Source organism: Streptomyces sp. NPDC058221, assembly GCF_042882365.1.
Taxonomy (GTDB): domain Bacteria; phylum Actinomycetota; class Actinomycetes; order Streptomycetales; family Streptomycetaceae; genus Streptomyces.
The window spans coordinates 1-8,038 of record NZ_JBHVWF010000237.1 but is presented as its reverse complement, the minus strand read 5'-3'; the positions used below and the strand labels follow the sequence as shown (position 1 = coordinate 8,038).

The following is an 8,038-nucleotide window of genomic DNA, read 5'->3' as shown; positions in this document are numbered from 1 at the left end:
GGCCTTGTGCGTACTCCTCGCGACTACTCGGCCGCGCGCTTCTTCTCCTCGGCGTCCTCGATCAGCGCCTCGGCAAGCTGCTGCATCGACAGCCGCCGGTCCATCGACGTCTTCTGGATCCAGCGGAAGGCGGCGGGCTCGGACAGCCCGTAGTCCGTCTGCAGAATGCTCTTCGCGCGGTCCACCAGCTTCCGCGTCTCCAGCCGCTGCGAAAGGTCCGCGACCTCGCCCTCCAGCGCCTTCAGCTCCGCGAACCGGGACACCGCCATCTCGATGGCCGGCACCACGTCGCTCTTGCTGAACGGCTTCACCAGATACGCCATCGCCCCGGCGTCCCTGGCCCGCTCCACGAGGTCGCGCTGCGAGAACGCGGTGAGCATCAGGACCGGCGCGATGGACTCCTCGGCGATCTTCTCGGCGGCGGAGATCCCGTCGAGGACCGGCATCTTCACATCGAGGATGACCAGGTCCGGCTTGTGCTCCCGGGCCAGCTCGACCGCCTGCTGCCCGTCCCCGGCCTCACCGACGACCGAGTACCCCTCTTCTTCGAGCATCTCTTTGAGGTCGAGGCGGATGAGGGCCTCGTCCTCGGCGATGACGACACGGGTCGTCAGCGGCGGGACGTGCGACTTGTCGTCGTCGGACGCGTCTACGGGCTGGGGCGACTCGGGGGTGGTCACGGGGCTCCTTGATTCAGGGCAGGTGCTGCTACCTGAGCCTACCTAGCTCCTGTATGTTTGACTCACAGCGGGTCTGGGCCAGCCTTTGATCCTGATGTCAGCCCTGGTAGTCCAGCGGAAGAGACACGGTTCTCAAACAACCGACAGCGTGGGTTCGAATCCCACCCAGGGCACTTTACCTTTGATTCCAAGGTTCAAGCGCGCTTGACGATCTTCACTCCTGCTGGATCTCCGTCGCCCGACGGGCATCCGTGGCGCTCATGGATGCACACGTCGGGCCGAAATGCTGAGCCGCCCTACTTGGGGCTGTCGTCCTCGCCGATGTGGTGCACCCGCACCAGGTTCGTCGAGCCCGCGACGCCGGGCGGGGAGCCGGCCGTGATGACCACCACGTCGCCCTTCCGACAGCGGCCGATCTTCAGCAGCTCCTCGTCGACCTGCGCCACCATCGCGTCCGTCGACTCCACGTGCGGACCCAGGAACGTCTCCACTCCCCACGTGAGGTTCAGCTGGGAGCGGGTGGCCGGGTCCGGGGTGAAGGCCAGGAGCGGGATGGGTGAGCGGTAGCGGGAGAGGCGCTTGACCGTGTCGCCGCTCTGGGTGAAGGCCACCAGGAACTTCGCGCCGAGGAAGTCGCCCATCTCCGCTGCCGCGCGGGCGACCGCGCCGCCCTGGGTGCGGGGCTTGTTGCGGTCGGTGAGGGGCGGGAGGCCCTTGGCGAGGATGTCCTCCTCGGCGGCTTCGACGATGCGGGACATCGTGCGGACGGTCTCGATGGGGTGTTTGCCGACGCTGGTCTCGCCGGAGAGCATGACGGCGTCGGTGCCGTCGATGACGGCGTTGGCGACGTCGGAGGCTTCGGCGCGGGTGGGGCGGGAGTTGTCGATCATCGAGTCGAGCATCTGGGTGGCGACGATGACCGGTTTGGCGTTGCGTTTGGCGAGTTTGATGGCGCGCTTCTGAACGATCGGGACCTGTTCGAGGGGCATTTCGACGCCGAGGTCGCCGCGGGCGACCATGATGCCGTCGAAGGCCGCGACGATGTCGTCGATGTTCTCGACGGCCTGGGGTTTTTCGACCTTGGCGATGACGGGGAGGCGGCGGCCTTCTTCGTCCATGATGCGGTGGACGGCTTCGATGTCGCGTCCGCTGCGCACGAAGGAGAGGGCGATGATGTCGGCGCCGGTGCGCAGGGCCCAGCGGAGGTCGTCGATGTCTTTTTCGGAGAGGGCCGGGACGGAGACGGCGACGCCGGGGAGGTTGAGTCCCTTGTGGTCGGAGACCATGCCGCCTTCGATGACGGTGGTGTGGACGCGGGGGCCGTCGACGGCGGTGACTTCGAGGGTGACGCGGCCGTCATCGACGAGGATGCGTTCGCCGGGGGTGACGTCGGTGTTGAGGCCTTCGTAGGTGGTGCCGCAGGTGTGGCGGTCGCCCTCGGCGGGTTCGACGGTGATGGTGAAGTCATCGCCGCGTTCAAGGAGTACGGGTCCTTCGCGGAAGCGGCCGAGGCGGATCTTCGGGCCTTGAAGGTCGGCGAGGATTCCGACGCTGTGTCCGGCTTCGTCGGATGCTTTGCGTACTCGGTGGTAGCGGTCTTCGTGTTCGGCGTAGGTGCCGTGGCTGAGGTTGAGGCGGGCGATGTCCATTCCTGCTTCGACCAGGGCTTTGATCTGGTCGTATGTATCGGTGGCGGGTCCCAGGGTGCAGACGATTTTTGCTCGGCGCATGGTTTGAGCCTAAACCTTACCTACGGGTAGCGAATTGGCTCCGCATGACTCCTCAACAACCTTTGGGTGAAGGGTTTTTGACAAGTGTTGAATTGTGCGGCGGGGTGCTCGGATGAGCATTTTCAGAGCACGGGTGGGGTCATGGTGAAGCGGGCGTTCACTTGGGCGTAGACGGTCTGTCGTTGTGGTTCGAGGTCGAGGGCGGGGGCGGGTTCTGCTGCGCCGCCGCCGAATCCGCGGGCGAGGCCGTAGCCGCCGGGGGCCGGTGGCAGGGCGGGGGCGGTGTTCTCGGCGCCGAGGTCGGCGAGTTCGACGAGGGCGGCGAGGCGGGCGCCGACGGCGTCGGCGTATTCGCGGGCGCGTTGGACGGCTTCGCGTACGGCTTGGCGGCGGGCTTCGCCGTGGGCGGGTGAGTCGGGGCGCAGGGCCCACCAGGGGCCGTCGATGCGGGTCATGTCGAGGTCGGCGATGCGGGTGGTGAATTCGCCGAGTGCGGTGAAGTCGTTGAGCAGGGCGGTGATGTGGACGCGGCCGTGGTAGGCGTGGATTTTTTCGTCGCGGCCGCGTTGGGTGAGTTCGGGCGTGATGGAGAAGGTGCCGGTTTCGAGTTTTTCGACGGCTTGTCCGTAGGTTCGGGCGAGTTCGAGGACGGTGGTGTTGCGTCGGGTGAGGTCGTCGAGGGCGGTGCGGCGGTCTTTTCCGCGGGCGCTGACGGTGATGCCGACGCGGGCGGTTTCGGGGTCGAATTCGAGGCGGGCTTCGCCACGGACGGCGAGGCGGGGGTGGTCGGGAGTGCCGTAGGGGTACGGGGTGTCGGTCATGGGTCCCACTGTGGCAGTTGGGTGTGACAGCGACTGGTCATCGAAACGAAACGTGTTGGGGGTGTTGCCGGGTGCGGTGCGTGGGTGATTATCTACGCGCGTTGTTCACGCGTGCGTGGGGTCTACGCGCGTTGTGTGCGGGGTGAACCGTGTTCGGAGAGAACTGAGATGTGGGAGACGAGATGCCGCTGAACCGAAGGACGTTCCTGGGCACATCGGCTGCGGCCGGCGCGGGCGTGGCGATCGTGGGTGGTGCCGCGGTGCCTGCCGAGGCGCACGGTCATGGGCATGGGCACGGTCATGGGCGTCCGCAGAAGCGGTACTCGTTCACCGTGATGGGCACGACCGATCTGCACGGGAACGTCTTCAACTGGGACTACTTCACGGACAAGGAGTTCGACGACGCGGATCACAACGATGTGGGTCTGGCGAAGATCTCCACGTTGGTGGATGAGGTGCGCCGGGAGAAGGGCCGTCACAACACGCTGATGATCGATGCGGGTGACACGATCCAGGGCACCCAGTTGTCGTACTACTACGCGCGGATCGATCCGATCACGGCGAAGCGTGGTCCGGTGCATCCGATGGCGCAGGCGATGAACGCGATCGGTTACGACGCGGCGGCACTGGGGAACCACGAGTTCAACTATGGCATTCCGGTGTTGCGGAAGTTCGAGGAGCAGTGTGATTTCCCGCTGCTGGGTGCGAATGCGGTGGATGCGAAGACGTTGAAGCCGGCGTTCGCGCCGTATGTGATCAAGAAGTTGCGTACGCCGCACGGGCGGGATGTGAAGGTGGCGATCCTGGGGTTGACGAATCCTGGGGTGGCGATCTGGGACAAGGTGAATGTCGGCGGGAAGCTGGTGTTCCCGGGTCTGGAGGAGCAGGCGGCGAAATTCGTTCCGCGGCTTCGTTCGATGGGTGCGGATGTGGTGATCGTTTCGGCGCATTCGGGGAACAGTGGGACGTCGTCGTACGGGGATCAGATTCCGTATGTGGAGAATGCGGCGGGTCTGGTGGCGGAGCAGGTGCCGGGGATCGATGCGATTCTGGTGGGTCATGCGCATCTGGAGATTCCCGAGTACTTCGTGGAGAACAAGGAGACGGGCAAGAAGGTCGTCTTGTCGGAGCCGTTGAAGTGGGGACAGCGGCTGACGTTGTTCGACTTCGATCTGGTGTGGGAGAAGGGGCGCTGGGTGGTCGAGAAGGCCGGTTCGCAGGTGCTGAACTCCAACACGGCTGCCGAGGACCGGAAGATCACGAAGCTGTTGACCGATGAGCACAAGAAGGTGATCGCGTACGTCAACCAGGTGATCGGTACGTCGGCCGCGACGATGACGACGGCCGAGGCGGCGTGGAAGGACGAGCCGATCATCGACCTGATCAATGTCGTGCAGGCGGAGACGGTGACGGCGGCGCTGGCGGGTGGCGAGTATGCGGAGCTGCCGGTGTTGTCGCAGGCGTCGTGTTTCTCGCGTACGGCGCAGATTCCGGCCGGGGATGTGACGATCAGGGATGCGGCGGGTCTGTACACGTTCGAGAACACGCTTGAGGCGCGGTTGATGACGGGTGCGCAGATCAAGGACTATCTGGAGTTCTCGGCGCGCTACTACGTGCAGACGGCGGCGGGTGCTCCGGTGGATCCGGCGAAGCTGACGAACGCGGATGACACTCCGGACTACAACTATGACGCGGTGTCGGGTGTGACGTATGACATCGACATTGCGAAGCCGAATGGTTCGCGGATCGTGGGTCTTTCGTTCGAGGGGAAGGCGATTGATCCGGCGGCGCAGTTCGTGTTGGCGGTGAACAACTACCGGGCGAGTGGTGGGGGTAACTTCCCTCATGTGGCGGCGGCGAAGCAGGTGTGGGCAAATTCGGAGGAGATCCGTAACACGATCATTGCGTGGGTTCAGGAGAAGGGTTCGGTCGATGGTTCGCAGTTCGCGTCGGTGGACTGGCGGCTGACGCGGGACGGTACGCCGGTGTTCTAGGCGGCGGGTGAGTGGTGGTGGATGAAAGGCGGCTGTTCTGTTTCCTCCTGTTTCTCTTGGGAGGGGGGTGGCCGCCTTTCGTGTGTCCGGTCGGGGTGGGTCAGTTGCTTTGGACGAGGGGGGTGAGGGCGGGGTTCTGGGCGGGGATTTTTGGGGTGTGGGGGGTGAGGCCGAAGGTGGTGAAGGCGGTGCGTTGCGGTAGGGGGTAGGGGGTGGTGCCGGTGAGGTTGTTGAGGATGGTGGCGCTGCGCCAGGCGGCGAGGCCGAGGTCGGGGGCTCCGACGCCGTGGGTGTGGCGTTCGGCGTTCTGTACGTAGATGTTGCCGGTGATGGTGGGGTCGAGGTCGAGGCGGAATTGGTCGTCGATGCGGGGGCGGCCGGATGTGTCGCGGCGGAGGTGGTGGCTGAGGCCGTCGAGCATCTGGTCGAGGGGGCGTTCGCGGTAGCCGGTGGCGAGCACGACGGCGTCGGTGGTGAGGCGGGAGCGGGTGCCTTGTTGGGTGTGTTCGAGGTGGAGTTCGACGCGGCTGGTGGCGACGCGGCCCGCGGTGCGGACGGTGACGCCGGGGGTGAGGGTGGCGTCGGGCCAGCCGCCGTGGAGGGTGCGGCGGTAGAGCTCTTCGTGGATGGCGGTGATGGTGTCGTGGTCGATGCCTTTGTGGAGTTGCCATTGGTGGGGGACGAGTTCGTCGCGTACGGGTTCGGGGAGGGTGTGGAAGTAGCGGGTGTAGTCGGGGGTGAAGTGTTCGAGGCCGAGTTTGGAGTACTCCATGGGGGCGAAGGCGGGGGTGCGGGCGAGCCAGTGGAGCTTTTCGCGGCCGGCGGGGCGGGCGCGGAGGAGGTCGAGGAAGATTTCGGCGCCGGACTGTCCTGATCCGATGACGGTGATGTGTTCGGCATTGAGGAGTTGTTCGCGGTGGTGGAGGTAGTCGGCGGAGTGGATGAGGGGGACGGATCCGGCTTCGGCGAGGGGTTTGAGGGGCTCGGGGATGTGGGGTTCGGTGCCGACGCCGAGGGCGATGTGGCGGGTGTGGGCGCGGCCGAGGGCTTCGGCTTCGCCGTGGCTGTCGAGTTGGGTGAAGTCGACTTCGAAGAAGGCGCGTTCGTCGTTCCAGCGGATGGCGTCGACTTGGTGGCTGAAGCGGAGGCCGGGGAGTTGTTGGGTGACCCAGCGGCAGTAGGCGTCGTATTCGGCGCGTTGGATGTGGAAGCGTTCGGCGAAGTAGAAGGGGAAGAGTCGGTCGCGGGTGCGTAGGTAGTTGAGGAAGGTCCAGGGGCTGGTGGGGTCGGCGAGGGTGACGAGGTCGGCGAGGAAGGGGACTTGGAGGCTGGCTCCGTCGATGAGGAGGCCGGGGTGCCAGTGGAAGGCGGGGCGTTGTTCGTAGAAGGTGGCGGCGAGCGGGTGGGGGTTGCCGGGGATGCCGTGGGCGAGGGCGGCGAGGGAGAGGTTGAAGGGGCCGATGCCGATGCCGACGAGGTCGTGTGGCTGGTCGGTGTCGGGGTTGGGTGGGGTCGGCGGGGTCGTCATCGGGGGGTGCTGCCTTCCGTGGGTTCGGTGGGTTCGGTGGCGAGGCGGGTGACGAGGTCGAGGAGTTTTTGCAGGTCGTCGTGGGTGGCGTGGGGGTTGAGGAGGGTGGCTTTGAACCAGAGGCGGCCGTGGGTGTGGGTGCGGCCGAGTACGGCGTGGCCTCGGGTGAGGAGAGTGCGGCGGATGGTCGCGACGGTGTGGTCGTCGGCGTCGGTGGGGCGGAACAGGACGGTGGTGATGGTGGGGCGGTCGTAGAGGTCGAGGGCGGGAGATTTGGTGATGAGGTCGGCGAGGTGGTGGGCGGCGGTGCAGGTGCGGTCGATGAGATCGGCGAGCCCGGTGCGGCCGAGTGCTTGGAGGGTGACGGCGATTTTGAGTGCGTCGGGGCGGCGGGTGGTGCGCAGGGAGCGGCCGAGGAGGTCGGGCAGGCCGGCTTGGGTGTCGTCGTCCGCGTTGAGGTAGGGGGCGTGGTGGTGGAGTGCGTCGAGGTGGTGGTGGTCGGGGACGGCGAGGATGCCTGCGGACGCGGGTTGCCAGCCGAGTTTGTGGAGGTCGAGGGTGACGCTGTGGGCGCGGTCGAGGCCGTTGACTTTGTTGTGGTGGGTGGGGCTGAAGAGGAGTGGTCCGCCGTAGGCGGCGTCGATGTGGAGTTCGGCGCCGTGGGTGGTGCAGAGGTCGGCGATGTCGGGGAGGGGGTCGATCTGGCCGGTGTCGGTGGTGCCGGCGGTGGCGGTGACGAGGAGGGGGCGTCCTTGGAGTCGGGTGAGGGTGTCGTTGAGGGCGGTGAGGTCGATGGTGCCGGTGGGGGCGGGGACGGTGATGGGCTCGGGGAGGCCGAGGAGCCAGGCGGCGCGGGTGATGCTGTGGTGGGCGTTGGTGCCGGTGATGGTCTGCACGGGGCCTTGGCGTTCGCGGGCGAGGAGGAGCGCGAGTTGGTTGGCTTCGGTGCCGCCGGTGGTGATGAGGGCGTCGGGTGCGGTGTGGTGGGGGTAGATCTCGGCGGCGAGTGCGGTGGTGAGGTCGGCTTCGAGGGCGGAGGCGGCGGGTGCCTGGTCCCAGGAGTCCATGGAGGGGTTGAGGGCTGAGGCGGCGAGGTCTGCTGCGGCGGCGAGGGCGAGGGGCGGGGTGTGGAGGTGGGCTGCGCAGAGGGGGTCGGCGGGGTCGGCGGCGCCTTGGGTGAGGGCAGTGATGAGGGTGGTGAGGGCGTGGTGGGCGCCGGTGCCGTGGTCGGGGATGACGGGGTGGAGGGCGGTGCGGAGGTGGGGGGTGACGGTGTCGGGTCCGC

At 66.7% G+C, this 8,038-nt stretch carries 6 protein-coding genes and 1 tRNA gene; 2 read left to right on the top strand and 5 right to left on the bottom strand.

What is annotated here, in order from left to right:
* Window positions 1-23: 23 nt before the first annotated feature.
* Complete coding sequence (locus ACFVW8_RS37375) at window positions 24-680, bottom strand: ANTAR domain-containing response regulator (protein WP_389698192.1); 657 nt, start codon at window positions 678-680, stop codon at window positions 24-26.
* 100 nt (window positions 681-780) lie between these two features.
* Between ACFVW8_RS37375 and ACFVW8_RS37370 the strand changes: the two genes are divergently transcribed.
* Window positions 781-853: transfer RNA gene (locus ACFVW8_RS37370), tRNA-Leu, on the top strand.
* A gap of 123 nt (window positions 854-976) precedes the next feature.
* Here the strand turns inward: ACFVW8_RS37370 and pyk are convergent.
* Window positions 977-2,410, bottom strand: coding sequence for a pyruvate kinase (gene pyk, locus ACFVW8_RS37365; protein ID WP_389698190.1), 1,434 nt, complete (start codon window positions 2,408-2,410; stop codon window positions 977-979).
* Between the two features lie 122 nt (window positions 2,411-2,532).
* On the bottom strand, window positions 2,533-3,231 hold the full coding sequence (locus ACFVW8_RS37360) for an SIMPL domain-containing protein (RefSeq protein WP_389698188.1): 699 nt from the start codon (window positions 3,229-3,231) through the stop codon (window positions 2,533-2,535).
* 182 nt (window positions 3,232-3,413) lie between these two features.
* Between ACFVW8_RS37360 and ACFVW8_RS37355 the strand changes: the two genes are divergently transcribed.
* Window positions 3,414-5,225: a bifunctional metallophosphatase/5'-nucleotidase gene (locus ACFVW8_RS37355; RefSeq protein ID WP_389698186.1), complete on the top strand. Its 1,812-nt coding sequence runs from the start codon at window positions 3,414-3,416 to the stop codon at window positions 5,223-5,225.
* Window positions 5,226-5,325: 100 nt separating this feature from the next.
* On the opposite strand, the gene ACFVW8_RS37350 is transcribed toward ACFVW8_RS37355, so the two are convergent.
* Complete coding sequence (locus ACFVW8_RS37350) at window positions 5,326-6,753, bottom strand: lysine N(6)-hydroxylase/L-ornithine N(5)-oxygenase family protein (protein ID WP_389698184.1); 1,428 nt, start codon at window positions 6,751-6,753, stop codon at window positions 5,326-5,328.
* On the bottom strand, window positions 6,750-8,038 hold a 1,289-nt coding region (locus ACFVW8_RS37345), incomplete at its 5' end, for a pyridoxal phosphate-dependent decarboxylase family protein (protein ID WP_389698182.1). The genes ACFVW8_RS37345 and ACFVW8_RS37350, both read right to left, overlap by 4 nt.

Excerpts from the sequence above, each read along its gene's own strand:
- pyk (WP_389698190.1), bottom strand. The coding sequence starts at position 2,410 with ATGCGCCGAGCAAAAATCGTCTGCACCCTGGGACCCGCCACCGATACA.
- ACFVW8_RS37360 (WP_389698188.1), bottom strand. The coding sequence starts at position 3,231 with ATGACCGACACCCCGTACCCCTACGGCACTCCCGACCACCCCCGCCTC.
- ACFVW8_RS37355 (WP_389698186.1), top strand. The coding sequence starts at position 3,414 with ATGCCGCTGAACCGAAGGACGTTCCTGGGCACATCGGCTGCGGCCGGC.
- ACFVW8_RS37350 (WP_389698184.1), bottom strand. The coding sequence starts at position 6,753 with ATGACGACCCCGCCGACCCCACCCAACCCCGACACCGACCAGCCACAC.